The sequence below is a fragment of the Sphingopyxis panaciterrulae genome (assembly GCF_014199295.1).
Classification (GTDB): domain Bacteria; phylum Pseudomonadota; class Alphaproteobacteria; order Sphingomonadales; family Sphingomonadaceae; genus Sphingopyxis; species Sphingopyxis panaciterrulae.
In genome coordinates, this window is the sequence record NZ_JACIJH010000001.1 from 32252 (window position 1) to 58647 (window position 26396).

The window sequence follows — 26396 nt, forward strand, 5'->3', positions numbered from 1 at the left end:
GCTAGAATGTTGCCGGGATCAGCCGAGTCCGAAGGCGACGGCCGTCCAATAGGTGATACCAGCAGCGGCATAGGCGAGCGCGAACAAATAGCCAACCATGAACAGCGGCCATTTCCACCCGTTGGTCTCGCGCCGGGTGATCGCGATGGTCGAGATGCACTGCGGCGCAAAAACGAACCAGGCGAGGAAGGCCAGCGCGGTGGCGAGGCTCCAGCGCCCCTGCAGCCGCTCGCCAAGCGACATCGCGACCTGATCCTCGTCGTCGCCGGCGTCGATCGCATTGGCGGTCGCCAGAGCCGACACCGCGATCTCGCGCGCCGCCATCGCCGGGATCAGCGCAAGCGCAATGTCGTGGTTGAAGCCGATCGGCCGCACCACAGTCTCCAGCCCGCTCGCGATACGGCCGGCGACACTGTAATCGACCTGGCGCAGTTCGCTGTCCGCCGGCGCCTTGGGAAAGCTCAGCAGCAGCCACAGGACGACGGTGGTGAAGGCGATGATCGTCCCGGCGCGGCGCAGGAAGATCCATGCGCGCTGCCACAGGCTGATCGCGACGTCGCGCAGCCGCGGCCATTGATAGCGCGGCATTTCCATCATGAAGCCCGCGGCACTGCCCTTGGTCACCGACCGGCGCAGCACGAAGGCGACGATCAGCGCGCCGACGATCCCCGCGACATAGAGGCCGAAGAGCACCAGCCCCTGAAGCCCGACCGGCAACCCGCCGACGGCGCGGTTGGGGATGAAGACCCCGATGATCAGCGTATAGACGGGCAGCCGCGCCGAACAGGTCATCAGCGGCGCGATCAGGATCGTCGTCAGCCGGTCCTTCGGATCGGGGATCGCGCGCGTCGCCATGATGCCGGGCACCGCGCAGGCGAAGCTCGATAACAGCGGGATGAAGCCGCGCCCCGACAGCCCGACCTTCGCCATCAGCCCGTCCATCAGGAAAGCGGCGCGGGTCATATAGCCCGACGCCTCGAGTAGCAGGATGAACAGGAACAGGATCAGGATCTGCGGCAGGAAGACGACGACCGCGCCGACGCCAGCGAGCAGTCCCTCGACGATCAGCCCGCGCAGGAACCCGTCGGGCAGCGCGTCGGTGGCGACGCCCTGGAGCGCGGCGATGCCGTCCTCGATCCAGCCGATCGGCGCCTCCGACCAGGCATAGACCGCCTGGAACATCACGAACATCAATGCGAGCAGGATCAGGAAACCCGCGACCGGATGCAGCACGACGGCATCGACGCGCTGGGTCCAGCGCCGCACGGGCGTTTCGGCCAGCGTCGCCACGCGCGCGATCGCGCGGGCGCGCTGGTGGAGCGCGACGTCGGTCGGCGGCGGAGCGGGAATCGCATCGGCCTGGGTCTGGTGCGACAGGATCGCGCCGTCGATCGCGGCGAGCAGCTCGGTCAGCCCCCGCTTCCGCACCGCGACGGTCGGCACCACCGGCACGCCCAACTCCGCTGCGAGCCGCTCGGCATCGAGCGTCAGCCCGTCGCGCTCCGCGAGGTCGACCATGTTGAGCGCGATCACCGTCGGCAAGCCGAGCGCGATTAGTTCGAGCGCGAAGCAGAGATGATTGTCGAGATTGGCGGCGTCGACGACGACGACCAGCGCGTCGGGGCGCCGCTCACCCGCCTGCCGGCCCAGAACGACGTCGCGCGTCACCGCCTCATCGGGGCTGGCGGGGGTCAGGCTGTAACTGCCCGGCAGGTCGATCAGCGCCGCCGGCCGGCCGTCGGCGAAGCTGGCGTGACCCGCCTTGCGCTCGACCGTGACGCCCGGATAATTGGCGATCTTCTGCCGCGCGCCGGTCAGCGCGTTGAACAGGCTCGATTTGCCGGCATTGGGGTTGCCGACGAGGACGATGGTCGGGATGGCGCCGGTCATGCTGCTGCCGCGGGCTCCGTCTCGACGGGCTCGACCGCGATCGCGGCGGCCTGGCGTCCGCGGATGATCACCTGCATCCGTCCGATGCCGAGCGCCAGCGGTTCGCGCGAGAAAAGGCTGCCGCGATGCAGCGGCTTGACCTCGACCCCCTCCATCAGCCCGAATTCGCGCAACCGCCGCCCCTCGTCGTGCGAGAGGATGTCCCAATCGATGCGGGCGATGCGCACGGCCATGCCGAGCGGGGCGGAATCGAGCTTCGCGATCATTTGCGAGCGATTATCAATAACAGCGCGAGAAGGCCAGCCCTAGTTTTCGCAGAGTCGTTTCGCGAAAAGGAAGGCGTCAGCGTCCCGGATAACGCAGCCGACCGACGAAGCGCGCGAGGCTCGGGCGTTCGGTGCGGCGCGCGGCGCGGCGGTGCTTCCAGCCTTCAAAGCGCATGACCGCGTCGATCCGCCGCGCCAGAAAGGCCCGTGTGTCGGCGAAATCCTCGCTTTCGTCGTCGAGGAACACCGCGACCGTCGAGCCATAGACGGTGCCGAGGATCGTGCGCTTGCTGTAGTGATTATAGTCGGTCGCGGTATCGCCCGCGAGACGCCACATGCAATCGGCGCTGCGCCAGCCGAGTCGGGCCGCGAAGGGAAGGTTCGTCGGCAGCGCGAGCAGCGCCAGCGCGCGGCGCAACGATTCGCGATGGCGCGCAAGCAGGTCGAGTCGCGTCTCGACCAGTGTCGTGATCCGCCCGCGGATCTTGAGCGTCGCTAGCTTTTCGGCGGGCCGGCGCCCCGCCATCGCCGCGTCGATATCGGCGAACCAGGCGTCGACCATATCGCGCCCGCCGCCCGGAAAGGCAAGCCGCGCGACATCGGCGTCGATGCCCAGCCGCGTCGCCGCATCGACGAGCGCGGCGTCGCCGAACCCATCGAAGGCGGCACCCTCGGCGATCAGCGGCGCGAGCGCGGCGCGAATCTCGTCGAGGGTCGGGTCGGCGGGCAGGATCGAGGCCATGGCCATCAGATAGGCCGTTGTCGCCGGCTCGGCAACCGGATCAGCACCAGCGCCGCGCCGACCATCAGGCCCCCGGCCAGGTCGATCGCGCCCAGTCGCTCGCCGAACATCAGCCAGCCGGCGAGCGCGGCGATGGCGGGCTGGACGAGCAGGGTCAGCCCGATGACGAGCGGCGAGAAGCGCGGCAACGCCCAGATCAGCAACCCCTGGCCGACGACCTGGCTCGACAGGGCGAGCGCGACTAATGGGGTCCAGTCCACCGGCATCACGACCTCGCCCAGCGCGACGGCGGCGCCGAGCAGGACCGGCAGCGTCGCGGCCGACGACAGGCCGAGCGTGGTCCATGCCCCCAGCCCGCCGCGTACCCGCTGCATCAGGATGACGTAAAAGGTGTAGAAGACGCCCGCGAGCAGGCTGAACAGGTCGCCGACGAGATAGGCGGGCGCCAGTTCATAGCTCTGTCCCATCAGCAGCGCCGCCCCCGCGAAGGCGAGCAGCACCGCGAGCGCCTGCCACCCGCGCGGCAGGGTGCGGGCGAGGAAGATGCCCCACAATACCAGAAGCAGGCTGGCGCAATTGCCGAACAGCGTCGCATTGGCGACCTTGGTCCGCACGATTCCCATGTGCCACGCGGCGAGATCGAGCGCGAAGAACAGGCCCGCCGCCATCGCCACCCCGATCGCGGCGCGCGGCGGCATCCGCCCGCCCATCTCGCGCCAGCCGAGCAGCGCGAGGAAGGGCAGCGCGATCGCCATGCGCCAGAAGCCCGTCGCGATCGGGCCGGTATCGGCGAGCCGCACCAGCGGCGCGCCCACCGCCAGCACGATATTGCCGCCGAGCAGCGCAGCAAAGACCCAGCCGGCGCGACGCGCCGCCGCCCCGCCTATGCCGCCCGTGCCGTCCGTCTTCGCCGTCATATAGATTTTCTTTTGCTACCCACTATTGTTCCGGGCGCCGCGCGTCCATAGCTCGAAGGGCCCATAGCGGCGGCCCACCGAGGCGTCGCGAAGAAAGTGAAAGCTGGAGGATTTATGACCGCATCGCTTCTCGATCCGATCACGCTGGGCGCCATCGCCGCGCCGAACCGCATCGTCATGGCGCCGCTGACGCGCGGCCGCGCCGGCCCCGACTTTGTGCCGAACGAACTGGCGCGCGATTATTACCGCCAGCGTGCCTCGGCCGGGCTGATCATCTCGGAGGCGACGGGCATCTCGCAGGAAGGGCTTGGCTGGCCGTCGGCGCCGGGCCTATGGACCGATGCGCAGGTCGAGGGCTGGAAGCCGGTGACCGAGGCCGTCCACCAAGAGGGTGGCCGCATCGTCGCCCAGCTCTGGCACATGGGCCGCGTCGTCCATTCGGTGTTCAATGACGGCAAGCCACCCGTCTCTGCATCGGCGACCCAGGCACCGGGCAAGGCGCACACGCCGGTCGGCCGACGTGACTATGAAGTGGCGCGGCCGCTCGAGCTGGGCGAGATTCCACGGGTGATCGCCGATTATGTGAAAGCCGCCGAAAATGCGAAGAGGGCCGGGTTCGACGGGGTGCAGCTCCACGGCGCCAATGGCTATCTGATCGACCAGTTTCTGCGCGACGGCAGCAATGGACGCGACGACGATTATGGCGGGCCGGTCGAAAACCGCATCCGCCTGCTACGCGAGGTGACCGAAGCGCTGATCGGCGTCTGGGGCAAGGACCGCGTCGGCGTACGCCTGTCGCCCAATGGCGACAGCCAGGGCGTCGACGACAGCGCGCCCGAAACGCTGTTCCCCGCCGCCGCCGCCGCGCTCGACGCGCTCGGCATCGCCTTTCTCGAACTGCGCGAGCCTGGCCCCGACGGCACCTTCGGGCGCACCGACGTGCCGAAGCAGTCGCCCGCGATCCGCGCTGCCTTCCGGGGACCGCTAATCCTCAACAGCGACTATGATGTTGCCGGCGCCGAGGCGGACCTAGCGAGCGGAGTCGCCGACGCGATCAGCTTCGGCCGCCCTTTCATCGGCAACCCCGACCTGGTCGAGCGCATCCGCACCGGCGCCGCCTGGTCGGCCGACAATCCGCAAACCTGGTATTCGCCGGGGGCGGAGGGCTACACCGACTATCCGGCGCTGGTCGCTGCATAATGACCCTCGTCGCCCCTGCGAAAGCAGGGGCGACGATGAGACTAATCCCGCACCGCCAGAGCCTTGTCGATGATTCGCGCTCCGATCGGCGCCACGATCCGGTCGCCGAAACGGATCAGCAGAAAGCCGCCCACGAACAGCAGCGGTAGCGCGACGAAGGCGGCGACGATCGCCGCGATCACCAGTCCGAAGACCAGCATCATGAAGCCGCCGGTCAGATCAGCCTGCCCGGCGGAGCCGAGCACCACAGTGCGCGGGCCTTTCGCGTCCCACCATTTGCCGGTGGTGAAGCTCTTGCGATCGCCGCTCGCCTGCGGCGGTGGTCGTTCGCGGATACGGGCGGGCGCGGGAGCGGGTGGCGGAGGCAATGGGGGCGCCGGTACCCGCTGGCCGCCTTCCCACGGCCGCTTCGCCGGACCGGACGCCGCCCGGCGCGCCGGGACGGAGGTCGGCACCGGCGCCGGCTCATCGGGAACCGTGACGGCGGGTGCGGGGGCGACCGGTTCGGGCCGGTTCGCCGCCACCAGCCCCATGCGGCGGTCGTGCTCCGCCATGCGTTCGGCCGCCGACGGCGGTGTCTTGCCGGTCGTCCGGTCGACGATCACCAGCCGACCGCCGCGTTCGATCACGGCGAAGCGGCTGGGCGGCGGGCGGTCAGGCAACGCCGAATGTTTCCTTGAGCGCCAGCATCGCGAGCGCCGCCTTTGCAGCCCCGCCGCCCTTGTCTCCCCGCGTCCGGTCGGCGCGCGCCAGCGCCTGATCCTCGTCCTCGACGGTCAATATGCCGTTGCCGATCGCGAGTCCGTCGAGGGTCAACGCCATGATGCCGCGCGCGCTTTCGTTCGACACCACCTCGAAGTGATAGGTTTCGCCGCGAATCACCACGCCGAGCGCGACATAGGCGTCATAGCGTCCGGTGTCGGCCGCGAGCGAAATCGCCGCCGGCACCTCGAGCGCGCCGGGCACCGTCACCGTCTCGTGGCTGTGCCCTTCCGCGTCGAGCGCGTGACGCACGCCATCGAGCAGCATGTCGTTGAGATGCGAATAGAAACGCGCTTCGACGATCAGGACATGCGCCATTATGCCGCCTCGCCCGGGATCGCGCGCTCGCCGACGATCGACAGGCCATAGCCTTCGAGCCCGACGATGTTGCTGTGCGTCGGGGTCAGCAATTCCATCGCGTGAACTCCCAGGTCGGCGAGAATCTGGGCGCCGATGCCATAGGTGCGCAGGTCCATGCCGCCCTTTGCGGGGGGCGGGACCGCCTCGGCCGCGGCCGAGCCGGGCAGCGGGCGCATCAGCATCACGATGATGCCGGCGCCGGCTTCGCCGATCGCCGCCATCGAGCGTTGCAGGCGGCGTTTCTTCGGCCCCGGCCGACCCATCAGATCGTCGAACAGAGACACCGCGTGCATCCGCACCAGCGTCACGCCCTGGGGATCGACGGCGCCCTTCTGGAGCACGAGATTGACGCTGCCGTCAGTCTTGTTGCGATAGGATTTGAGCCGCCAGTCGCCGCCATAGTCCGATTCGAACGGTTCGTCCGACACGCATTCGACCAGCCGGTCGTTGCGGTGACGATAGGCGATCAGGTCGGCAATCGTGCCGATCTTGAGCCCGTGACGCCGCGCGAAGGGGATGAGGTCGTCGAGCCGCGCCATCGTCCCATCGTCGTTCATCACCTCGCAGATCACGCCCGAGGGGTTGAGCCCGGCGAGTCGCGCGATGTCAACCGCCGCTTCGGTGTGGCCGGCGCGGACGAGCACGCCGCCGTCGACCGCGATCAGCGGAAAGACATGGCCCGGCGTCACGATGTCGTCGCGACCCTTCGCCGCGTCGATCGCAACCGACACGGTGCGCGCGCGGTCAGCGGCCGAAATGCCGGTATCGACCCCCTCGCGCGCCTCGATCGAGGTGGTGAAGGCGGTGCCGTGGCGGGTACCGTTGTTGCGGCTCATCAGTTCGAGCCCGAGCTGGTCGACGCGGCTCTTGGTCAAGGTCAGGCAGATCAGCCCCCGGCCGTGGGTCGCCATGAAGTTGATCGCGTCGGGGGTCGCCATCTGCGCCGGAATAATCAGATCGCCCTCATTCTCGCGATCCTCGTCGTCGACCAGGATGACCATGCGGCCGTTGCGCGCCTCGGCGATGATCTCCTCGGCGCTGGCCATCGGCGACAGGTCGCTGCCGTGCGCGAGCCAGCTTTCCAGCTTGCGCAGCGTTTCGGCGGTCGGGTTCCAGCCGGGCGAATCGAGGTCGCGAAGACTGTTGGCGTGAAGGCCCGCGGCGCGCGCGAGGCCCGAGCGGGACATGCTTCCGTCGTCGACGATGGCGCGGATGCGATCGATGAGTTGCGTGGACATGCAACGTCATTTTCACATCATAATGTGATAGTCAATACAGGAATCACATCACAACGTTATTGGGGTCCGAAGACCGCCCCCGTGTCGCGCACCCGCTCGGGCTTGGCATCGAGCAGCGCGGCCAATTGGCCGGTCCGGTCGTTGCGCTTGGCATAGTCGCGTGCCGACAGGCCCGCGATATGATCGGCGGTGTCGGGGTTGGCGCCGCGCTTGACGAGCAGCCGCACCATCGCGCTGTTGCGCGCCTGCACCGCCAGGATCAGCGCGGTCTCGCCACGCCGGTTGGCCTGGTCGATCGGCGCGCCATGGTCGAGCAGCACGTCGGCGCCATCGGCAAAGCCGATCATCGCGGCGTGCATCAGCGGCGTCATGCCCTGGCGGTCGGCGATCGACGGATCGGCATCCTTGCCGAGCAGGAAACGGAGCCAGGTCAGATCGCGCCGCTTGACCACGATCGCCAGCGCGGTCTCGCCGGTGTCGAGGTTGCGCGTATTGATGACGCGCGTGTCGCTGTTCGTGAGCAGCGAGGTCACCTTGTCGCCGTCGCGTTTCTCGACCGCCTGCAGGAAGCTGTAGGCGTCGCTGAACTGCGCGGCGGCGGGCGGCGCGGCGAGGACCGCCGCGGCAGCGAGCAGCGAGAAGGATGCGAGGCGAAATTCCGCGCGGCGAGACATGGCTGACGACCCCCGGTCAGATGCGCCGCGGTGCGCGACGACAAAGGTTGATTTTCGGACCTTGCCCGACCAAGGCTGGACCGATGATGAATATCGCGATTATGGCCCGAAACGTCGTGGGCGCAAGCCTGCTCCTCGCCACAGCCGCCGCGCTCGGCGGCTGCGACGTCGCACCCGCCCCGGACAGCCGGCCGCCACTCGAGGGCGCACGCATCGGCGGCCCCTTCACGCTGACCGACCAGAATGGCCGCACCGTCCGCGACTCCGACTTCGCCGGGAAATACCGGATCGTCTATTTCGGCTACAGCTTCTGCCCCGACATCTGCCCGGTCGATCTGCAGAAACTGATGCGCGGCCTGTCGCTCTTCGAGAAGGCGGCACCGGAGCGCGGCGCGAAGGTGCAGCCGCTCTTCATCACCATCGACCCCGCGCGCGATACACCCGCGGCGCTGGGGCCCTTCGTCGCCCGCTATCATCCGCGCCTGCTCGGCCTGACCGGCACCCCCGAACAGATCGCGGCGGTCGCGAAGGAATATGTCGTCGTCTACAACAAGGTCGAGGGTTCGGCGCCCGACCGCTATCTGATGGCGCACACCCAGATCGCCTTCCTGATGGGTCCCGACGACAAGCCGCTCGCGATGCTGCCGGTCGACGATCCGACGACAGACGCGGACGAAGGCGCGCCCGACAAGGTCGCGGCCGAGCTGGCGAAATGGGTGAAATAGCGCCCCCGCGCCCGTTCTGGGAGGCGCCGCTGGCCAGCCTCGATGCCGGGCAGTGGGAGGCGCTGTGCGATGGCTGCGGCAAATGCTGCCTGCACAAGCTGGAGGATGAGGATACGGGCCGCATCTATCCGACCAACGTCGCCTGCCGCCTGCTCGACCTGAAAACCGCGCGCTGCGGCGATTACAAGCATCGCCGCCGCCACGTCCCCGACTGCCTGACGCTGACCAAGGGCAAGGTCGCCGATATCGAATGGCTGCCGCAAAGCTGCGCCTATCGCCTGCGCGCCGAGGGGCGGCCGCTGCCCGCCTGGCATTATCTGGTCTGCGGCGACCGCGACGCAGTGCACCGCGCAGGCGAATCGATCGTCGGCTGGACGATCGGCGAGGATTTCGCCGGGCCGCTGGAGAATCATCTTGTTCGGCGCGTCGTCTGACCGGATGGCGGCGGCGCCGCAGATCCTGATCGGCGAGGAAGCATGGCCGGTGCGGCTGGTTCCCCACGCGCGCGCGCGCCGCTACCGCCTCGTTTTCGACGCCGCCCGCGCCGAGCTGCGGCTGACACTGCCCCGTCGCGGCAACCGCGCCAAGGCGCTGAAATGGGCGGCAGGACAGCAGGACTGGCTCCGCGCGCAACTCGGCAAGGCGGTGGCGCCAGTCGCTGTCGGCCCCGACGCACATATTCCCCTGTTCGGTATCGAGCGCCGGATCGACTGGGATGCGGCACGCCCGCGAGCAGTCCGGCTGGAGGATGACGCGCTGCGGCTCGGCGGGCCGAGCGAAACGGTCGGACGCCGGATCGAACGCTGGCTGAAGGCGCAGGCGCTCGAGCGCATGGAGCGCGAAAGCCGCGCGCTCGCCGCGGCGGCGGGCCTGACCGTCGGACGCGTCGGGGTCGGCGACCCGCGCAGCCGCTGGGGAAGCTGCACCGCGGGCGGCGACCTGCGCTATAGCTGGCGGCTCATCATGGCCCCCGACCATGTCCGCCGCGCCACCGTCGCGCATGAGGTCGCGCATCTGCGCCACATGGATCATGGCCCGGCCTTCCACGCGCTCGTCGACGAACTGCACGACGGCGACGTCGCCGCCGCGCGCGCCTGGCTGCGCGCCGAGGGGCGCGGCCTGCACCGCTATCGGTTCGGCGGTTCGGCGTGATCATCTTTGATTGAAAAGCGCGTGTCCCCGCGAAGGCGGGGACCCAGAGAGGGGTGGTGCGAGGCCGCCCTGAATCCCCGCCTTCGCGGGGACACGCGGAGTATTCATGGCGCTTCAATCCGACCCTATCCGCGCTCTAATTCCCCTCGCTCGCCCCATTGCGCTGCTGTGGCCGGGCGGGCGGGATGCGGATCACCGGCGGGGCGGGAGAAGTCTGCTTCGGCGCCGCGCCGGGTTCGGCGGGCGCGCGGCGGCCGGTCTGTTCCTCGATCCATTGCTGGTCGAGCACCGGCCCCTCGTCGACCGGCGGCGGCACCGGTTCGCCGCCTTCGGGCGGGGCCGCAGCGCCGGGCAGTTCGATGGGCATGCCGTTTTCGTCGACCAGTCCGCCATCCTCGGGCGCGCCGAAATAAGCGTCATCGTCGCCTTCGAGTTGCCATTCGGGCAGCACGACCTCGGTATCGAAGCGTTCGACTGGGCGGCGCGCGACCGCGATGCGCATATAGTCGGCGAAGGCGCGGGCCGGCGCTCGGCCGCCCTGCAAGCCGCCCACCGGCTTCGCATCGTCGCGGCCCATCCACACACCCGTCGTCAGCCCGCTCGAAAAGCCGAGGAACCAGCCGTCCTTGTTACTCGACGTCGTGCCGGTCTTGCCCGCGACCGGACGCCCGATCTGCGCCGCGCGGCCGGTACCGGTGTTGACCGCGGTCTGGAGCAGGTCGGTGATGCCGGCGGCGACCCAGTCGTCGACCAGCACCTGTCCGCGGTCGGGCTCGCGCTGATAGAGCAGCCGTCCTTCGGCGGTTGTCACCTTGGTGATGCCATAGGGGTGGACCGACACCCCCTTGCGCGCGACCGCGGCGAAGGCGGCGGTCATGTCGATCACGCGTACCTCGGCGCTGCCGAGCACCATCGAGGGGTGGGTGTTGATCGGCGTCGTGATGCCGAAGCGCCGCGCCATGTTGGCGACCGAGGAAAAGCCGATCTCGCTGCCCAGCTTCGCGGCGATCGTGTTGACCGAATAGGCGAAGGCGGTGCGAACGCTCATCGCCCCGGCGAAGCGGCCCGACGAGTTGCGAGGCGACCAGCCGCCGATCGTCACCGGTTCGTCGATCACCTCGTCGTCGACCTTATAGCCGGCTTCGAGCGCGGCCATATAGACGAACAGCTTCCACGCCGACCCCGGCTGGCGCACCGCCTGCGTCGCGCGGTTGTAGTTCGACGCGACATAATCGGTGCCGCCGACCATTGCGCGCACCGCGCCGTCGCGATCGAGCGACACGAGCGCGCCCTGCACGCCGCGCGGTGCGTCAGCCTGGATCGCGGCGGTCGCGGCGCGCTGCATGCCAAGATCGAGGGTCGTATAGACGTCGATCGGCTCATTGCCCTCGTCGATCAGCATGTCGAGCTGCGGCAGCGCCCAGTCGGTGAAATAGCGCGCGCTGTTCTGTCCCGTTTCCGATGCCAGCTCGACATCGGCGGGCTTGGCGGCGTCGGCCTGCGAGCGGGTGACGAAGCCTGCGTCGACCATCGTGTTCAGCACCACCCCGGCGCGGCCCAGCGCCGCCTGCGCGTCGGCGGTGGGCGAATAGCGCGACGGCGCCTTGACCAGCCCGGCGACCACCGCCGCCTCCGACAGCGACATATCGGTCGCGCTATGCCCGAAAAAGCGCCGCGAGGCGGCGTCGATGCCATAGCTGCCGCCGCCGAAATAGACCTTGTTCAGATAGAGTTCGAGTATCTGGTCCTTCGAGAATTTCCATTCGAGCGCCAGCGCGAGCACCATCTCGCGCAGCTTGCGCGACCAGGTGTAGCTGTTCGACAGAAAGATGTTGCGCGCGAGCTGCTGGGTGATCGTCGAGGCGCCCTGCATGCGCCGCCCGGTGCCATAATGCTCGACCGCGAAGACGCCGGCACGCGCGAGGCCGACCGGGTCGACGCCGGGATGATAGCGGAACCGCCGGTCCTCGACCGCGACCATCGCGTCCTGCATGACCTGCGGCGTCTCGCGCAGCGTCAGCCAGCGCCCGTAATTGGGACCCAGCGACAGGAAGATGGTGCCGTCGGCGGCGTGGATGCGGATCGTCTGCCCGGCGGGCGACTTCTTGAGCGCCTCGAAGCTGGGAATGCGCTGTACCGCGATGCCGACCGCCACCGCGATCGCCACCGCGCCGACCAGCGCGAGGCCGAGACCCCAGCGGACGATCCGGCGCAGCCAGACGCGGACGCGCGATGCCTCGCTCGCGCTGCCGCCCTTTTTTCCCGACGATTTACCCGAAGATGTCTGCTTGCGTTCGCGGCGCAATGCCGTTTCCCTTCCCTCGCTGCGCCCCTGTCTGCGTCAGCCCCGAAAGCCGGTCAGCCTTCGCCCGCCTCTTCCGGCCCGCGCCCGGCGAAGTCAAGCGCCGCGCTGTTGATGCAAAAGCGCAGCCCCGCCGGTCCCGGCCCGTCGGGAAAGACATGGCCAAGATGGCCTTCGCAGGCGGCGCAGCGCACTTCGGTGCGGACCATGCCGTGGCTGGCGTCGCGAACTTCGCGGACCGCGCCCTCGCTGGCGGGGGCGGTATAGCTCGGCCAGCCCGAGCCGCTGTCATATTTGGTGCGGCTGTCGAACAGCGGTGCGCCGCAGCCGGCGCAGCGATAGACGCCGTCGCCCTTGTGATCGACATATTTGCCGGTGAAGGCGCGTTCGGTGCCGCCTTCCCGCAGCACATGATGGGCCATCGGGTCGAGCGCGGCGCCGGTTTCGGGGGTCCTGGTATCGGTCATGACGGTGGTCTCCTGGGGATGCGGCGCGCGGCGGCGCCGGTCTGGCCCCAATATCGGCCCGAAGCGCGGTCATCGCAAGGGGAAGCGCCGACCCGCCGCCCACGAAAAAGGGCGGCCCGGCGGCCGCCCCTCGATCCCGGTCGTTGCCGGATGGACCCTCAAGGCCGCGCGGTGGCGCCGCGCGGGACAGGCGTCACTTGATCTTGGCTTCCTTGAACTCGACATGCTTGCGCGCACGCGGGTCGTATTTCCGCACCGACATCTTCTCGGTCATCGTGCGCGGGTTCTTCTTGGTGACATAGAAAAAGCCCGTATCGGCGGTGCTCACCAGCTTGATCTTGACGGTCGTCGGCTTGGCCATGGCCCTGTTCCTCGAAATATGGACACATCCGCCGGGCGTCCGACCGATGCGGCGGAGCGGTTCGGCCCCGGCGGTTGGTGTAAAAAAAGGAAGAGGGCCGCGCGCAGGTCGCCGCCCTCCTGTATCCGGGCGCCCTTGGCGGGATTCGGCGCTTCTGTCAAGCGAAAGCCGTGCCTTGTGGCGATGTGGTTTGGAGGATGGGGCTGCTTTTCCCTGTCCCGTCACCCCGGACTCGATCCGGGGTGACGAGGAGGATCATCGAACCTTCCAAAGCCGAATTGCACCACCACCGCGCGGCCCGGCCGTCAGGGCGAGGTGCTGGCGGGCGCCTCGCCCCTTCCCCGCTCAGGCGTCGCGAAGCTGAAAGCGTACGGTCATTTCGCGCCAGCTTTCCTCGGCCACCCCGCCGCGCGTCGCCGGCTTGAAGCGCCATTTCGACAGCGCGCGCTTCTTCGTCGCCTCGAAGAAGGCAGGGCCGTCGCCGCGCACCAGTTCGACCGCCTTGACCCGCCCGTCGGTGCCGATCAGCACGCGCACGGTCACGCTCCCCTCGATCCCCGCGCGCTCTTCGCGAAGCGGATAGTCGGGCTGGAACTGACCCGCATAGCGCGGATCAACCTGCGCCATCACCAGCTTCGGCGGCGCGGGTCGTTCGATCTCCACGGCCGGTCCCGGCGGCAGGGGGAGCGGATCGAGCACCACCGGCCCCTTCGCGACGACGCTGTCGCTGATGGGGGGCACGGGCGTCAGGGTGTCGACCGTCTCGGTCGGCTGCGCGCTCGTCGGCTGCGGCGCCGCGCGCGGCTGCGGTTCGGGTGTGACCGGCTTGGGCTTCGGCAGCAGGATCGACGTCCAAGGCGCCGATTCGATCTGCGGCGGGTCCGTGACGATCATCGGCGACAGCGCGACCGCGACGACGAGCGCCGTCGGCAGGCCCACCGCGAACAGCGCGGCGACCGGCCGGTGCCCGGCGCCGGGGTCATAGCCGCCGCCGGCGCGGGCGGTCGCCCGCTCGGGCGCCGCGGCGAGGGCGGAAATCAGGGGTATCAGCGTCATGGCCTCTCTCCTTGCCTGTGACGACCCGCCCCGTCGCCGTCGGCCGCGCGGAAGTTGGCGAAAGTGCCGCGCAACGTGAGGTCGGGCCAAGATTTGTGATAATATAACATTACGTGAACTGTCAATCGGGGAGGCGACCGGAGAGTGGCGTGGGTTGAAGGGGGAGGCGCGGCCTTTCCTGCATCGTCGCCCCGGACTCGATCGGCCCTTATCCCTTTCGGACAAGTGAGTGATCCCCGGCGAAAGCCGGGGTCCAGATAGCACGCGCTTCCCTGTCATGGACCCCGGCTTTCGCCGGGGATCACCTTGTTACTTGTCTCAAGGGTATAACGCCGACTTGATCCAGGGGCCCGCTCAGCGACGCCCGAAAAGCGGGACCCCGGATCAAGTCCGGGGTGACAAAGAGTGTGCAGCGATCAAGGGCCCGTAAAGACTCAGCCGCCGGACAGGCGCGCGACCGCTTCCGCCTTCGCGATCAGCGGCAGCAGTTCGCGCATGTCGGGGCCGTGGTCGCGCCCGGTGAGCGCGCGGCGCAGCGGCAGGAACAAGGCGCGGCCCTTCGCCCCCGTCGCCGCCTTCACGGCGTCGGTCAGCGCGCCCCACGGATCGGCGTCCCAGTCGAGCGATTCCACCGCCGCCGTCGCCGCGGCGAGTACCGGCCGGTCGGCCGCTTCGGCGTCGGGGGGGGCGAACGGGCCATCGAATATCTGCGCCCACTCGGCCGCCTCGGCGACCGTCGTCAGGTTCGGGCGAATCGCGTTCCAGCGCGCTTCGTCGATCGCTGTGGGCAGGCGCGGCGCGACCGCATGATAGTCGGTATGGTGCAGGACCTTCTGGTTGAGCAAGGCGAGTTCGGCCTCGTCGAAGCGCGCCGGGGCGCGGCCGAAGCGCGCGAAATCGACGCCCGCGATCAGCGGCGCGAGGCCGGTCACCGGCTCGACCGGATCGCTGGTCCCGAGCCGCGCGAGCAGCGCCGCGAGCGCGACCGGCTCGATCCCCGCCGCCCGCAGGTCCGCCATGCCGAGCGAGCCGAGCCGCTTCGACAATTTGCCCTCGGTCCCGACCAGCAGCGCCTCATGCGCGAATTCCGGGGGCTCGGCGCCGAGCGCGGCGAACATCTGGATCTGCGCCGCGGTGTTCGACACATGATCCTCGCCGCGCACGACATGGCTGATCCTCATCGCGATATCGTCGATCACGCTGGGCAGCAGATAGAGCCAGCTCCCGTCGGCGCGCCGCACCACGGGATCGGACAGCGTCTTCGGATCGAAATGCTGCGGACCGCGGATCAGGTCAGTCCAGACGATCGGCGCGTCATGGTCGAGCCGGAAACGCCAGTGCGGCGCGACGCCCGCGGGCACCGGCGCGCCTTCCGCCTTGCGCTCATAGACCGGGGGCAGCCCGCGCGAGAGCAGGATCTTGCGGCGGATCTCCAACTCCTCGGGCGTCTCGTAACAGGCATAGACGCGCCCCGCCGCCTCCAGCCGTGCGAACTCGGCCTCATAAAGCGCGAACCGCTCCGATTGCCGTGCCTCGCCGTCGACATCGAGGCCGAGCCACGCGAGATCGGCGCGGATGGCCGCGACATGCTCCTCCCTCGACCGCTCGCGGTCGGTGTCGTCGATCCGCAACAGGAAACGCCCGCCATGCTTGCGCGCCCACAACCAGTTGTGAAGCGCGGTGCGGACGTTGCCGACATGCAGATGGCCGGTCGGCGCGGGGGCGAAACGGGTCGTGACGGTCATGGCGCGGCTATAATGTGATTCGCGACGAAGGCGAGTCACCCCGTCCGAAACCCATGGGTGATCGGATAGCGCCGGTCGCGGCCGAAGTTGCGGGTCGACAGCTTGACCCCCGGCGGCGCCTGGCGGCGCTTGTATTCAGCGAGCATCAGCAGCCGCTCGATCCGCGCCACCGCGTCGCGGTCGAAGCCGTAGCGCGCCACGACATCGTCGACGCTCGCCTCCTCCTCGACCAGCATGTGCAGCATCCGGTCGAGATCCGCGTAGGGCGGCAGGCTGTCCTCGTCCTTCTGGTCGGGGCGCAGTTCGGCGCTCGGCGGCTTGGCGATGACGCGTTCGGGCATGACCGATGCCACCGGGTTGCGCGACAGCCGCGGCACGTTCGCGTTGCGCCACCGCGCCAGCGCGAACACCGTCGTCTTATAGGCGTCCTTCAGCGGATTATAGCCGCCCGCCATGTCGCCATAGATGGTCGCATAGCCGACGCTCATCTCGCTCTTGTTGCCGGTGGTCAGCAGCATCGGCCCGAATTTGTTGCTGAGCGCCATCAGCGTCACGCCGCGGATGCGCGACTGGATATTCTCCTCGGTCAGGTCGACGCCCTTGTCGGCGAAGCTGTCCGACAGCATCGCGTCGAACGCCTCGACCGCCGGGACGATCGGGATGGTGTCGAGCCGGCAGCCGATCATCCCGGCGCAGCCGCGCGCATCGTCCAGACTTTCGTCGCTGGTGAAGCGGCTCGGCAGCATCACGCACCAGACCTTGTCCGCGCCCAGCGCGTCGGCGGCGACCGCGGCGCAGATCGCCGAATCGATCCCCCCCGACAGGCCGAGCACGACGCCGGGAAAGCGGTTGCGCTCCACATAGTCGCGCAACCCCACCATCATCGCATGATAAAGGTCGGCGGGGTGCGCGTCCCATTCGGCGATCGCCCCCGGCGCGCAGGTCCAGCGGCCGTCGGCGCCCTTCGTCCAGTGGGTGACGCGCTCCTCCTCCTCCCAGTCGACCAGCCGGTGCAGGGTGCGCCCGTCGCCGTCGAGAATGAAGGAGCAGCCGTCGAACACCAGCTCGTCCTGCCCGCCGACGCGGTTGAGATAGACGAGCGGCAGCCGCGTCTCGGCGACCCGGTCGGCGAACACCCGGCCCAGCCGCCGGTCGTCCTTGTCGATCTCATAGGGGCTGCCGTTGACCGACAGCAACATCTCGGCCCCCTCGGCCGCCAGATGCGCGCAGACATGGGGATACCAGCCGTCCTCGCAGATCGGCAGGCCCAGCCTGACCCCGCGCCATTCGACCGGCTCGGGCAGCGGCCCGGCGGCGAAGACGCGCTTTTCGTCGAAGGTGCCGTAATTGGGCAGTTCATGCTTGCGCCGCGTCGCGACCACCCGCCCGCCGTCGAGCAGCGCAACCATATTGTAGAGCCGCCCCTCCGCGTCGCGCTCGACCGACCCGACCAGCATCGCCGGTCCGCCGTCGCCGGTCTCCGCAGCCAGTTCGGCGAGCAGCGCCGCGGCGCGCTCCGCCAGCGCTGGCTTGAGCACCAGATCCTCGGGCGGATAGCCGATGAGCTGAAGTTCGGGATAGAGGATCAGGTCGGCGCCCACGTGCCGCGCCCGGATGCGGCGCATCGCGTCGGCATTGGCGGCGAGGTCGCCGACCGCCTGCGTCATCTGGGCGAGGACGATGGTGAGGGTTTCGGTCATGTCTTGCGGTTTAGGCGCAACCGGCCCGAATTCAACCGAAGACCGATATGCGGTCGGCTGTGGGGTGGGGAGATTCCCAGCCTATCGCTCGTTTCCCGTCATGACGGCCAGATCGGGAAGGAACAGCCGAAAAATGGTCGGGAACGGCCTCTCAGCCGCGTCATGCTGAACTTGTTTCAGCATCCATGGCCGGACCTCTCACCCTGCGCTGCGCCCAAGGAAAGGGTGGGCCATGGACCCTGAAACAAGTTCAGGGTGACGAGACAAAAAGGGTCTGACTTCGGTCGCGACCCGACTTCCTTCGTCAGTCCCGCTTCGCGCCCTTGCGCCTTCGCGCGAAACCAAAGGGCATGCTCCGAAAGCCGCGATGGCTTTACCCCCTTCCCCTGCACGTCCCCGCTGGCTAAGGGACCCGCAATCCCACCCCGCGCGAAAGGGCTTCGCACCCCATGAAACTCATCTCCGGCAACAGCAACCTGCCGCTGGCCCGTGCGATCGCCGACTATCTGGAACTGCCGCTCGCCGACACCAGCGTGCGCCGCTTCGCCGACGAGGAAGTGTTCGTCGAGATTCACGAGAATGTCCGCGGGCAGGACGTGTTCGTCATCCAGCCGACCAATTTCCCGGCGAACGACAATCTGATGGAACTGCTCATCATCACCGACGCGCTGCGCCGCGCCTCGGCGAAGCGCATCACCGCGGTGGTTCCCTATTTCGGCTATGCCCGACAGGACCGCAAGCCCGGCCCGCGCACCCCGATCTCCGCCAAGCTGGTCGCCAACCTCATCACCACCTCGGGCGCCGACCGCGTCCTCGCGATCGACCTGCACGCCGGGCAGATCCAGGGCTTCTTCGATATCCCGACCGACAATCTCTATGCCGCGCCGGTGATGAGCGCCGACATCCAGGCGCGCTTCGGCGGCAAGAATCTGATGGTCGTGTCGCCCGACGTCGGCGGCGTGGTGCGCGCGCGTGCGCTCGCCAAGCGGCTCGACAACGCGCCGCTGGCCATCGTCGACAAGCGCCGCGAGCGCGCCGGCGAATCGGAGGTGATGAACATCATCGGCGACGTCGCGGGCCGTTTCTGCATCCTGATCGACGATATCGTCGATTCGGCGGGCACCCTCTGCAACGCCGCCGCCGCGCTGAAGGCCGCAGGGGCCGAGGGGGTCGTCGCCTATTGCACCCATGGCGTGCTGTCGGGCGGCGCGGTCGCGCGGGTCGAGGCGAGCGAGCTGACCGAGCTGGTCATCACCGATTCGATCCAGCCCACCGACGCGGTCAACGACAGCGCCAAGGTCCGCGCCCTGACCGTCGCGCCGCTGCTCGGCGAGGCGATCAAGCGCATCGCCGACGAGACCAGCGTCTCCTCGCTCTTCGACTGATCGCGTCCTTTGCGGCGGTTCAGCGCGCGACGAGCGCGCCCGCGATATGGTCGAGCTGGCGGCGGAAGCTCGCATGGTCGGGCACCGCATGGACAAGGCCGCGCGCCGTCCAGCACAGCGCCTGCGCCATGCTGCCCGCGCGCGGCACCGCCGAACCGGGTCCGCTGAGCCGGATCGCCTCCGCCATCGCCGCGACGAGCCGCCGTTCGGCCGCGCGCACCGCCTCGGACGGACGGAGTTGCATCGCCGCCACGATCTCGACCCCGTGCGGCGAGGCATGCAACGCGTCGCGGTGGCGCCCGACCCAGACATCGAGCGCGTCGGCCAGCCGGTCGGGCAGGGTGCGCGCCGGCTGCTCGATCGCGCGCAGCGCCTCGGCCAGCGATCGATCGACCAGTGCCTGCACCGCCCAGTCCGCAAGCGCGCCCTTCGATCCGAAGCGGTTGTAAAGCGACTGCCGCGACACGCCGAGCGCGCGCGCGACATCGTTCATCGACGTCCGGCGCAGCCCATAGCGCGCAAAGGTCGCGACGATCGGATCGAGGGCAAAGAAATCGGCCATGCAAGGACGGATTTTACAATTTATTCGATATTTGTAAAAGTCGTAAAATCGGCATTCCAGCTTCGCGAATCGGCGGTCGAGGCTGGCGGGGGCCGCCGCGCTGCGCTAGCCCTGCCGCCATGTCGCTCGAATCCGATCTCGCCCTTGCCAATCGCCTCGCCGAGGCGGCGGGCGCCGCCATCCGTCCCTTTTTCCGCGCCGCCTTTTCGCACGAGGCCAAGGCCGACGCCTCGCCGGTGACCGAGGCCGACCGCGCCGCCGAGGCGGCGATGCGCCGCCTGCTCGATGCCGAGGCGCCGCGCGACGGCATCATCGGCGAGGAATATGGCACCGAGCGCCCCGACGCATCGCGGCAGTGGGTGCTCGACCCGATCGACGGCACGGTCAGCTTCATGGCCGGCCGCCCGATCTTCGGCACGCTGATCGCGCTGCTGCAGGACGGCTGGCCGCTGCTCGGCATCATCGACCAGCCGATCAGCGGCGAGCGCTGGGTGGGCGCGGCGGGCGAGCCGACATTGTTCAACGGACGACCGGCGACGACGCGGACCTGCCGCAGCCTCGCCGACGCGACGCTGGCAACGACGGGCCCGCAATATTTCAGCGATCACGACGGGACGCATTTCATGGCGCTCGCGGCGCAGACGTCGCACAAGCGCATGGTCTTCGGCGGCGACTGCTATAATTACGGCCTGCTGGCGAGCGGGCACCTCGACCTGGTGGTCGAGGCGGGGCTGAAGCTCCATGATTTCGCCGCGCTCGTGCCGATCGTCGAGGGCGCGGGCGGGACGATGTGCGACTGGAACGGCGAGCCGCTGAACGCCGACAGCGCCAAGGAGAATGGGGGCCATGTCATCGCCCTGGGCGATCCGGCGCGGCTCGAGGATGTGATCGACGGGCTGGCCTGTCACCATGGATGAAGGAGCGAATCATGGCCTATGAAGGAAGCTGCCATTGCGGCGCGGTGACCTATACGGTCGAAGGCGACATTCCCGACACGGCGATGAGCTGCAACTGCTCGCACTGCCGGCGCAAGGGGTTCCTACTGACCTTCGTGCCGATCGACCAATTCCGGCTGACGGGCGGCGCCGACCGGCTGACGTCGTACATGTTCAACAAGCACAATATCGACCATCAGTTCTGCGACACATGCGGGTGCCAGAGCTTTTCGGTCGGCACCGGTCCCGACGGATCGAAGATGGCGGCGGTCAACCTGCGCTGCGTGCCCGCGGCCGACCTCGACGCGCTGACGATCCAGAAGGTCGACGGCGCGAGCTTTTGATTTCCCGCCACGCTTGCATTTCGGCGCGAATCCCGCTAGGCGCGCGCCTTCCGATTGTGTCGGCTGGCTGAAAGGGCTGCCAGGCCGATACCAAAGCGGACTTCCAAAGGAGACGAAAATGCCCAAGCTCAAGACCAAGAGCGGTGTGAAGAAACGCTTCAAATTCACCGCCTCGGGCAAGGTGAAGCACGGCGTCGCCGGCAAGCGCCACCGCCTGATTTCGCATAACGCCAAATATATCCGCACCAACCGCGGCACCAGCGTGCTCAGCGATTCGGACGCGGCCCATGTGCGCCTCTGGGCGCCCTATGGCCTGAAGTAAGGAGCGCCTGACCCATGTCCCGTATCAAACGCGGCACGACCACGCGCGCCAAGCACAACCGCATCCTCGATGCGGCGAAGGGCTATTACGGCCGCCGCAAGAACACCATTCGCATCGCCAAGCAGGCGGTCGAGAAGGCCGGGCAATACGCCTATCGCGACCGCAAGGTGAAGAAGCGGAATTTCCGCGCCCTGTGGATCCAGCGCATCAACGCCGCGGTCCGCGCCGAGGGCCTGACCTATTCGCAGTTCATGCACGGCGTGAAGCTTGCCGGCATCGAACTCGACCGCAAGGTGATGGCCGACCTCGCGATGAACGAGGGAGCCGTGTTCGCTTCGATCATCGAGCAGGCGAAGAAGGCGCTGCCCAAGGCCGCCTGACGCCGCCGGCATCGACCAGACAAAGGGGCGGCCTCCGCAAGGAGCGCCGCCCTTTTTCGTATCCGCCCGGCCGGCCGCAAAGAGAGACGGCGCCGGCGGCCAAGGCCTCCCGCGCCGTCTCGACGGTGATCCGAAGGAGTCACCGTCCCCTCCCTCCGAACCGGTTAGCCGTGGGTCGCAGAAAGCTGACGGCCGGCGGAAGTGTCCCCACACTGTGGCACAAGATGGTACCGACAGACGGTGACATATAGCGTCATGTCGATGACAAAAATTGTAAGAAGCCGACACCGGCCGATCCCAGCATGTTGTTTTTTTGCGCGAAGCCTTGCAGACTCGGCGCGATGACCGTGGGGGATCGAAGCGGCGGGCCCGACACCGCGACGCGCGTGGCGACGCGCTTCTTTCCGGTGTCCGCGGCGCTGCGCCCTTACGCCAGCATCATCTATCTGACCGAGATCGACGCGCCGCCCGGCGCCCGGGTCGAGGATGTCCTGCATCCCGAATGGGCGAATCTGCGCTTCATCGCCGGCGAGGCGCCGCTGGCGGCGATCGGTAACGCGGCGCCCGTGCCCGCGCCGGCTTTCATCGCCGCCGGCCCCACCAGCCGCGCAACCTATTTCGCCGCCGGCCCGATGCGGGCCTGGGGCATCGGCATCCTGCCGGCGGGCTGGGCCCGCTATGTGCCGATTCCGGCGGAAGCGCTCGCCGACCGCTTCTGCGACGGCGCCGCGCATCCGGCCTTCGCCGCGCTCGCTCCGCTGGGAGAGGCCTTGCGCGCGATCGAGGATGCCGAGGCGGCCGCGCGCGCGATCGACGATCATTTCGTCGCCTTGCTGGCCAGCGCGCCGCGCGACGATCCCATGATCGGCAAGGCGCATGCCGCCCTTCTCGATGAGGAGCTCGCCAGCGTCGGCCACCTCGCGGACAAGCTCGGCCTGTCCGAACGCTCGGTCGAGCGGCTCAGCCGACGCGCCTTCGGCTTTCCGCCCAAGCTGCTGCTTCGCCGCCAGCGCTTCCTGCGCAGCCTCGCGCGCTTCATGCTCGATCCGTCGATGGCGTGGACCGCGACGCTCGACCATCATTATTACGACCAGGCGCAGTTCATCCGCGACTTCCAACGCTTCATGGGGATGAGGCCCGGCGTCTATGCTGCGCGCCCGAAGCCGATCCTCGGCGCCGCCGCGCTCGCCCGCGCCGCCGCGGCCGGCGAAGCCGTGCAGGGTCTGCACAAACCCCAAGGACAGGGTTGACCCGTCGGGCCGCTTCGGTGCAAGCGGCGGCGGGGCAGACGCGGGTTTTCCGCCGCCGGCAGCCTGACAGGCAAGGAACACAGACAGCGGCGGCGCGCCCGGCGACCCGCCGCCGCAGGACGAACGACGATGAGCGATTATCCGGCCATGCAGGCCCGGCTGTTGGCCGATATAGACAGCGCCGCCGATCTCGATGCGCTCGAGGCGCTGCGCGTCGCCGCGCTCGGCAAGGCGGGCGGCGTGTCGGCGCTGCTCAAGACGCTGGGCGGCATGAGCCCGGAAGAGCGGCAGGTCGAGGGGCCGCGCATCCACGCGCTGCGCGAAGCGGTGACCGGGGCGATCGCGGGGCGCAAGGCGGCGCTCGAAGCCGCGGCGCTGGAGGCGAAGCTCGCCGCCGAACGGCTCGACATGACGCTGCCGGCCGATGCGGCGCCCAGGGGCAGCGTCCACCCGGTCAGCCAGGTCATGGACGAACTCGCCGAAATCTTCGCCGACATGGGCTTCGCGGTCGCGACCGGACCCGAGATCGAGGACGACTGGCACAATTTCACCGCGCTCAACATTCCGGAGACGCATCCGGCGCGGGCGATGCACGACACCTTCTATTTCCCGTCGCAGATGAACGACGCCGACACCCGTTCCATTCCTGGAGAGGGTCGGACAGAGCGCCGGGCGATGCTGCTGCGCACCCATACCTCACCGGTGCAGATCCGCACGATGATGAGCGAGGCGCCGCCGATCCGCATCATCGCGCCGGGGCGCGTCTACCGAAGCGACAGCGACGCGACGCACACGCCGATGTTCCACCAGATCGAAGGGCTGGTCATCGACCGCGGCATCCATATGGGGCATCTCAAATGGACGCTGGAGACCTTCCTCAAGGCCTATTTCGAACGCGACGACATCGTGCTGCGGCTGCGCCCCAGCTATTTCCCCTTCACCGAGCCGTCGGCGGAGGTCGATGTCGGCTATGCCCAGGAAAAGGGGCGGCGCATCGTCGGCGGCCATGGCGACGACGAGGGCCATGCCTGGATGGAACTGCTCGGCAGCGGCATGGTCCACCCGCGCGTCATCGCGAACTGCGGGCTCGACCCCGCCGAATGGCAGGGCTTCGCCTTCGGGGTCGGGGTCGACCGGCTGGCGATGCTGAAATATGGCATGGACGACCTGCGCGCCTTTTTCGACGGCGATCTGCGCTGGCTGGCCCATTACGGGTTCGGCGCGCTGTCGCAGCCGACGCTGAGCGGGGGGATTTCGGCATGAAGATCACCCTCGACTGGCTGAAAGAGCATCTGGATGGCGGTTTCACGGTCGCCGATGTCGTCGCCACGCTCAATCGCATCGGCCACGAAGTCGAAGATGTCGAGAATCCGGCCGAGCGGCTGGCCGGTTTTCGCGTCGCAAAGGTGCTGACCGCCGAGAAGCATCCGCAGGCCGACAAATTGCAGGTGCTGACCGTCGATACGGGCGACGGCGGCGCGCCGCTGCAGGTCGTGTGCGGCGCCCCCAATGCGCGCGCCGGCCTCGTCGGCGTGCTCGGCCTGCCCGGCGCGGTGGTGCCCGCGAACGGGATGGAGCTCAAGGTTTCCGCGATCCGCGGCGTGGAATCGAACGGCATGATGTGTTCGGTGCGCGAGCTCGAACTGGGCGACGAGCATGACGGCATCATCGAGCTGCCCGCCGACGCGCCCGTCGGCACCGCCTTCGCCGACTATGCCGGGCGCGGCGATCCGGTGATCGACATTTCGATCACCCCGAACCGGCAGGACTGCATGGGCGTGCGCGGCATCGCGCGCGACCTGGCCGCCGCCGGGCTCGGCACGCTGAAACCGCTCGCCGTGCCCGCGATCGAGGGCGAAGGCGCCCCCGCGACCGACATCGCCACCCACGACCCCGAGGGCTGCCCCGCCTTCTATGGCCGCACCATTTCGGGCGTGACCAACGGCAGCGCGCCCGAGTGGATGCGCCGCCGGCTGGAGGCGATCGGGCAGCGGTCGATTTCCGCCCTCGTCGACATCAGCAATTATGTGATGTTCGACCTCGGCCGCCCGAGCCATATCTACGACCGCGCCACGCTGACCGGCGCGCTCGTCGCGCGGCGCGCGGTCGACGGCGAGACGGTCACCGCGCTCAACGGCAAGGATTACACGCTCACCGACGCGATGACGGTGATCGCCGACGACGCGGGCGTCCACGACATCGCCGGCATCATGGGCGGCGAGCATAGCGGGTGCAGCGAGACGACGACCGACATCCTGCTGGAGATCGCCTGGTTCACCCCCGAGCGGATCGCGCTGACCGGGCAGGCACTCGGCCTTGCCAGCGACGCGCGCAGCCGCTTCGAACGTGGGGTCGATCCGGCCTTCCTCGATGCGGCGACTGCGATCGTCACCGGTCATATCCTGGCGATCTGCGGCGGCACGCCTTCCACCGTCGCGCGCGCCGGCACCCCGCCGGTCGAGACGCGGTCGATCGCCTACGACCCGGCGCTCGCCGAGACGCTCGGCGGCATCGCGATTCCGGCCGAACGCCAGCAGGCCATTCTCGAAGCGCTCGGCTTCGCGGTCGAGACCGGGACGCCGTGGCACGTCGCGGTGCCGAGCTGGCGCCGCGACATGGACGGCCCGGCCGATGTGGTCGAGGAGGTCGCGCGTATCCACGGCTTCGACGCCATCCCCTCGACCCCGCTGCCGCGCACCGACGGGGTCGCGAAGCCGACCGCGACCGCCGAGCAGCTTCTCGAACGCCGGCTGCGCCGCGCCGCCGCGGCGGCGGGCTTTCACGAAGCGGTGACGTGGAGCTTCGTGTCCGAGCGCGAGGCGGCGCCCTTCGGCGGCGGCGCGTGGAGCCTGGCCAACCCGATCAGCGAGGAGCTGAAAGTCATGCGCCCCTCGCTGCTGCCCGGCCTGTTGTCGGCAGCGGCGCGCAACGTCCACCGCGGCGCGGACAGCATCCGCCTGTTCGAGATCGGCCGCCGCTATCTGGCCGACGCCGAGCGTCCGACGCTGGCGCTGCTGATGGCGGGCGACAAAAGCGCGCGCGGCTGGCAGGCGGGCAAGGCGGCGCCATTCGACGCCTTCGACGCCAAGGCGGCGGCGCTGGCGCTGCTCGACGCCGCAGGGGCGCCCGCCGACCGGTTGCAGGTGATGGAGGCGGTGAGCGAAGGCGCGATCTGGCATCCCGGCCAGTCGGCGACGCTGCGGCTCGGCCCCAAGGCGGTGCTGGCCGAATTCGGTGCGCTGCACCCGGCTCTGACGCGGCATTTCGACGTCGACGGTCCGGCGATGGCGGTGCAGATCTTCCTCGACGCGATTCCCGCGAAGCGCGCGAGCGGCCCGGCACGCGCGGCTTTCGCACCGCCGGCGCTGCAATCGGTGCGCCGCGACTTCGCCTTCCTCGCCCCCGAGGGCCTGGCGGCCGCCGACCTCGTTCGCGCGATTCGCGGTGCCGACAAGGCAAGCATCGTCGATGCGCGCCTGTTCGACCGCTTCGCGGGGGCCGGCGTCCCCGACGGGCAGCTCAGCCTGGCGGTCGAGGTCGAATTGCAGCCGCATGCGCAAAGCTTCACCGACGTCGAGCTGAAAGCGATCGCCGACAAGGTCATCGCTGCGGCGGCGAAGCTGGGGGCAGTGCTGCGGGGTTAGGGCGGCGAGCCTTGATC

Annotated in this window: 27 protein-coding genes; 12 read left to right on the forward strand and 15 right to left on the reverse strand. The window is 68.9% G+C overall.

The window, feature by feature from the left end; genetic code table 11:
- Window positions 1-18 precede the first annotated feature (18 nt).
- The 4 genes from feoB to FHR21_RS00180 all read right to left on the reverse strand — a co-directional run bounded on the left by feoB (window position 19) and on the right by FHR21_RS00180 (window position 3815).
- Entirely contained in the window at window positions 19-1890 is a 1872-nt protein-coding gene (gene feoB, locus FHR21_RS00165) for a ferrous iron transporter B (RefSeq protein WP_184094097.1), read from the reverse strand.
- Entirely contained in the window at window positions 1887-2156 is a 270-nt protein-coding gene (locus FHR21_RS00170) for a FeoA family protein (protein WP_184094100.1), read from the reverse strand. The genes feoB and FHR21_RS00170 overlap by 4 nt, the downstream gene beginning before the upstream one ends.
- Before the next feature lie 76 nt (window positions 2157-2232).
- Window positions 2233-2898: a COQ9 family protein gene (locus FHR21_RS00175; protein WP_420825257.1), complete on the reverse strand. Its 666-nt coding sequence runs from the start codon at window positions 2896-2898 to the stop codon at window positions 2233-2235.
- 5 nt (window positions 2899-2903) lie between these two features.
- Window positions 2904-3815 carry a DMT family transporter gene (locus tag FHR21_RS00180; RefSeq protein WP_184094106.1) on the reverse strand — a complete coding sequence of 304 codons (912 nt, stop codon included), beginning with the start codon at window positions 3813-3815 and terminating at the stop codon, window positions 2904-2906.
- A gap of 114 nt (window positions 3816-3929) precedes the next feature.
- On the opposite strand from FHR21_RS00180, the gene FHR21_RS00185 reads away from it, so the two are divergent.
- Window positions 3930-5015 carry an alkene reductase gene (locus FHR21_RS00185; protein ID WP_184094109.1) on the forward strand — a complete coding sequence of 362 codons (1086 nt, stop codon included), beginning with the start codon at window positions 3930-3932 and terminating at the stop codon, window positions 5013-5015.
- Window positions 5016-5056: 41 nt separating this feature from the next.
- Here the strand turns inward: FHR21_RS00185 and FHR21_RS00190 are convergent, their stop codons facing one another.
- From FHR21_RS00190 to FHR21_RS00205, 4 genes are read right to left on the reverse strand one after another with little or no spacing between them, the layout of a single operon-like run.
- A complete protein-coding gene (locus FHR21_RS00190; protein ID WP_184094112.1) occupies window positions 5057-5677 on the reverse strand; it encodes a hypothetical protein in 621 nt (206 codons plus the stop codon).
- The gene (gene ribH / locus FHR21_RS00195; RefSeq protein ID WP_184094114.1) at window positions 5670-6095 is read right to left on the reverse strand and encodes a 6,7-dimethyl-8-ribityllumazine synthase; all 426 of its coding nucleotides are present in this window, start codon (window positions 6093-6095) and stop codon (window positions 5670-5672) included. Before ribH ends, FHR21_RS00190 begins: the two co-directional genes overlap by 8 nt.
- Window positions 6095-7375 carry a 3,4-dihydroxy-2-butanone-4-phosphate synthase gene (gene ribB, locus FHR21_RS00200; protein WP_184094117.1) on the reverse strand — a complete coding sequence of 427 codons (1281 nt, stop codon included), beginning with the start codon at window positions 7373-7375 and terminating at the stop codon, window positions 6095-6097. The genes ribH and ribB overlap by 1 nt, the downstream gene beginning before the upstream one ends.
- Window positions 7376-7431: 56 nt before the next feature.
- Window positions 7432-8049, reverse strand: a complete 618-nt coding sequence (locus FHR21_RS00205; protein ID WP_184094120.1) for an ankyrin repeat domain-containing protein — start codon at window positions 8047-8049, stop codon at window positions 7432-7434.
- An 83-nt stretch (window positions 8050-8132) separates the two neighbouring features.
- Here FHR21_RS00205 and FHR21_RS00210 point away from each other — a divergent pair, with 83 nt between their 5' ends.
- Genes FHR21_RS00210 through FHR21_RS00220 form a run of 3 tightly spaced genes read left to right on the forward strand, consistent with a single transcriptional unit; the run spans window position 8133 to window position 9926 of the window.
- Window positions 8133-8774, forward strand: a complete 642-nt coding sequence (locus tag FHR21_RS00210; RefSeq protein WP_184094122.1) for an SCO family protein — start codon at window positions 8133-8135, stop codon at window positions 8772-8774.
- Window positions 8762-9208, forward strand: coding sequence for a YcgN family cysteine cluster protein (locus tag FHR21_RS00215; protein ID WP_184094125.1), 447 nt, complete (start codon window positions 8762-8764; stop codon window positions 9206-9208). Before FHR21_RS00210 ends, FHR21_RS00215 begins: the two co-directional genes overlap by 13 nt.
- A gap of 4 nt (window positions 9209-9212) precedes the next feature.
- Window positions 9213-9926, forward strand: a complete 714-nt coding sequence (locus FHR21_RS00220) for a M48 family metallopeptidase (protein ID WP_184094128.1) — start codon at window positions 9213-9215, stop codon at window positions 9924-9926.
- A gap of 136 nt (window positions 9927-10062) precedes the next feature.
- On the opposite strand, the gene FHR21_RS00225 is transcribed toward FHR21_RS00220, so the two are convergent.
- The 6 genes from FHR21_RS00225 to FHR21_RS00250 all read right to left on the reverse strand — a co-directional run bounded on the left by FHR21_RS00225 (window position 10063) and on the right by FHR21_RS00250 (window position 17557).
- Window positions 10063-12231 carry a transglycosylase domain-containing protein gene (locus FHR21_RS00225; RefSeq protein ID WP_184094131.1) on the reverse strand — a complete coding sequence of 723 codons (2169 nt, stop codon included), beginning with the start codon at window positions 12229-12231 and terminating at the stop codon, window positions 10063-10065.
- A gap of 53 nt (window positions 12232-12284) precedes the next feature.
- Entirely contained in the window at window positions 12285-12695 is a 411-nt protein-coding gene (gene msrB / locus FHR21_RS00230) for a peptide-methionine (R)-S-oxide reductase MsrB (protein WP_184094134.1), read from the reverse strand.
- A gap of 193 nt (window positions 12696-12888) precedes the next feature.
- On the reverse strand, window positions 12889-13056 hold the full coding sequence (gene rpmG, locus FHR21_RS00235) for a 50S ribosomal protein L33 (RefSeq protein ID WP_003042331.1): 168 nt from the start codon (window positions 13054-13056) through the stop codon (window positions 12889-12891).
- A 345-nt stretch (window positions 13057-13401) separates the two neighbouring features.
- Window positions 13402-14112 carry an energy transducer TonB gene (locus FHR21_RS00240; protein WP_184094137.1) on the reverse strand — a complete coding sequence of 237 codons (711 nt, stop codon included), beginning with the start codon at window positions 14110-14112 and terminating at the stop codon, window positions 13402-13404.
- 434 nt (window positions 14113-14546) lie between these two features.
- A complete protein-coding gene (gltX, locus tag FHR21_RS00245) occupies window positions 14547-15857 on the reverse strand; it encodes a glutamate--tRNA ligase (RefSeq protein WP_184094140.1) in 1311 nt (436 codons plus the stop codon).
- Window positions 15858-15892: 35 nt separating this feature from the next.
- Window positions 15893-17557: an NAD+ synthase gene (locus FHR21_RS00250; RefSeq protein WP_184094143.1), complete on the reverse strand. Its 1665-nt coding sequence runs from the start codon at window positions 17555-17557 to the stop codon at window positions 15893-15895.
- Window positions 17558-18006: 449 nt separating this feature from the next.
- On the opposite strand from FHR21_RS00250, the gene FHR21_RS00255 reads away from it, so the two are divergent.
- A complete protein-coding gene (locus FHR21_RS00255) occupies window positions 18007-18942 on the forward strand; it encodes a ribose-phosphate pyrophosphokinase (protein WP_184094146.1) in 936 nt (311 codons plus the stop codon).
- A 19-nt stretch (window positions 18943-18961) separates the two neighbouring features.
- On the opposite strand, the gene FHR21_RS00260 is transcribed toward FHR21_RS00255, so the two are convergent.
- Window positions 18962-19504, reverse strand: coding sequence for a TetR/AcrR family transcriptional regulator (locus tag FHR21_RS00260; protein ID WP_184094149.1), 543 nt, complete (start codon window positions 19502-19504; stop codon window positions 18962-18964).
- A 119-nt stretch (window positions 19505-19623) separates the two neighbouring features.
- On the opposite strand from FHR21_RS00260, the gene hisN reads away from it, so the two are divergent.
- From hisN to pheT, 7 genes are all read left to right on the forward strand, one after another.
- Entirely contained in the window at window positions 19624-20421 is a 798-nt protein-coding gene (gene hisN / locus FHR21_RS00265; RefSeq protein WP_184094152.1) for a histidinol-phosphatase, read from the forward strand.
- An 11-nt stretch (window positions 20422-20432) separates the two neighbouring features.
- Window positions 20433-20783, forward strand: a complete 351-nt coding sequence (locus tag FHR21_RS00270; protein WP_184094155.1) for a GFA family protein — start codon at window positions 20433-20435, stop codon at window positions 20781-20783.
- A 118-nt stretch (window positions 20784-20901) separates the two neighbouring features.
- Window positions 20902-21105: a 50S ribosomal protein L35 gene (gene rpmI, locus FHR21_RS00275; RefSeq protein ID WP_089215951.1), complete on the forward strand. Its 204-nt coding sequence runs from the start codon at window positions 20902-20904 to the stop codon at window positions 21103-21105.
- Between the two features lie 14 nt (window positions 21106-21119).
- Window positions 21120-21485, forward strand: coding sequence for a 50S ribosomal protein L20 (rplT, locus tag FHR21_RS00280; protein WP_184094158.1), 366 nt, complete (start codon window positions 21120-21122; stop codon window positions 21483-21485).
- A gap of 341 nt (window positions 21486-21826) precedes the next feature.
- The gene (locus FHR21_RS00285) at window positions 21827-22735 is read left to right on the forward strand and encodes a helix-turn-helix domain-containing protein (RefSeq protein ID WP_184094161.1); all 909 of its coding nucleotides are present in this window, start codon (window positions 21827-21829) and stop codon (window positions 22733-22735) included.
- A 129-nt stretch (window positions 22736-22864) separates the two neighbouring features.
- The gene (pheS, locus tag FHR21_RS00290) at window positions 22865-23998 is read left to right on the forward strand and encodes a phenylalanine--tRNA ligase subunit alpha (RefSeq protein WP_246426981.1); all 1134 of its coding nucleotides are present in this window, start codon (window positions 22865-22867) and stop codon (window positions 23996-23998) included.
- Window positions 23995-26379 carry a phenylalanine--tRNA ligase subunit beta gene (pheT, locus tag FHR21_RS00295; RefSeq protein WP_184094164.1) on the forward strand — a complete coding sequence of 795 codons (2385 nt, stop codon included), beginning with the start codon at window positions 23995-23997 and terminating at the stop codon, window positions 26377-26379. Before pheS ends, pheT begins: the two co-directional genes overlap by 4 nt.
- Window positions 26380-26396: the final 17 nt, after the last annotated feature.